The organism is Novosphingobium sp. 11B, assembly GCF_054589055.1.
This window is the reverse complement of sequence record NZ_BAAILP010000243.1, coordinates 1-1377: the sequence shown is the minus strand read 5'-3', so window position 1 is coordinate 1377 and position 1377 is coordinate 1. Positions and strand designations below refer to the sequence as shown.

The window sequence follows — 1377 nt, the reverse complement described above, 5'->3', positions numbered from 1 at the left end:
CGCCGACTACGAAGAGCACTTCGAAGCCGGCCTTGCCGAGGGCCGCAGCGAAGAGGAGGTTGCGACGGCCCTCGGCAACCCGAGCCGCCTTGCCCGCGAACTGCGCTTCGAAACCGGCTTCCGCAACTGGAAGAGTGATCGCACGCCGTCGTCCGCCTGGGGCGCGATCCTTGCCTTCATGGGCCTCGCCACGATCGACATCCTGATCCTGCTGCCGATCGTGCTGCCGGTTCTGGGCGTGGTCTTCGGCCTGTTCGTGGCGGTGCTGGCGGCCTTCGTCGGCGGCGGCTTCATGCTGATCGCCGGGCCTTTCTCCGGCTTCCCCGGCGGCCCGCTGATCGCGATCCTGCTGGGCCTCGGCACCATGAGTGCTGCGGTCGGCATCGGCGCTCTGCTCACCATCGTGGGCATCGGCGTGGTCAACGCCCTCATGTGGTTCGGCCGCCTGCACTACCGTGTGCTCGAACCCGCCATCCATCCCGAAGACTGACGACGACAAGGAGGACCAAGTGATGCTCAGGAAACTGCTCATCGTATTCGCCAGCGGCCTGATCCTGTCGATCGCCGCCTTCGCCCTCGCCTGGACTTTCGGCGGCGAGAAAATGAAACAGGAATTCGAGACGAAGGGTTGGTACTTCCACGGCGGCGACGATCACCACGACCAGGGACCGCGCAAGTCCCGCGTGTTCGCCATCCAGTCGGGTAGCCAGCTCGCCATGGAAGTGCCGGTGGACCTCGAGTTCACGCGTGGTGACAAGGCCGAGATGACCGTCGAAGGCCCCGCCAGCGTGGTCGACCGGCTGGTCTGGGCAAACGGCCGCCTCTCGCTTAACGGCAGTGCCCGGATCCATCGTGGCCTCAAGGTGCGGATCACCGCTCCCGAGATCGCCGGGCTGGACCTCGATGCACCGGGCGACGTGGATCTCCACGGTCTCGACCAGGAATCCTTGCGTATCAACGCTCGCGGTGCCATCGACCTCGATGCATCGGGCAAGGTCGCCCGGACCTTCGTGACCTCCGACGGTGCGGGCAACATCGACCTCGGCAAGGTGCAGGGCCGCGACGCCACGATCCGCATCAACGGCGTCGGCGACGTGACCATCGGCGCTACTGGTGTGGTCGACGTGGAGATCAACGGCGCGGGCAACGTCACCCTCGTCCGCAAGCCCGAGACGCTGCGCAGCCGAATGAACGGCATCGGCGACATCGACCACGACTACTGAGAAACGTTCCACGTGGAACATGCGAGGCCCGCATCGTCAGCGACGGTGCGGGCTTTTCGTTACCCGCCTGCTCCGCGCCCTACCTCGTCGTCATTGCGAGCGTAGCGAAGCAATCCAGGGCGGCTTGAGACTGCCTTGGATTGCTTCGCTACGC

At 65.6% G+C, this 1377-nt stretch carries 2 protein-coding genes; both read left to right on the top strand.

The window, feature by feature from the left end; translation table 11 throughout:
• Positions 1–490, top strand: a 490-nt coding sequence (locus ACYPYD_RS21685; RefSeq protein WP_459665467.1) for a DUF1700 domain-containing protein, incomplete at its 5' end; no start/stop codon positions are given.
• Between the two features lie 22 nt (positions 491–512).
• Positions 513–1223: a GIN domain-containing protein gene (locus tag ACYPYD_RS21680; protein ID WP_459665476.1), complete on the top strand. Its 711-nt coding sequence runs from the start codon at positions 513–515 to the stop codon at positions 1221–1223.
• Positions 1224–1377: the final 154 nt, after the last annotated feature.

Bases quoted from the DNA above. Each gene is read 5' to 3' on its own strand.
- ACYPYD_RS21680 (WP_459665476.1), top strand. From the start codon at position 513: ATGCTCAGGAAACTGCTCATCGTATTCGCCAGCGGCCTGATCCTGTCG.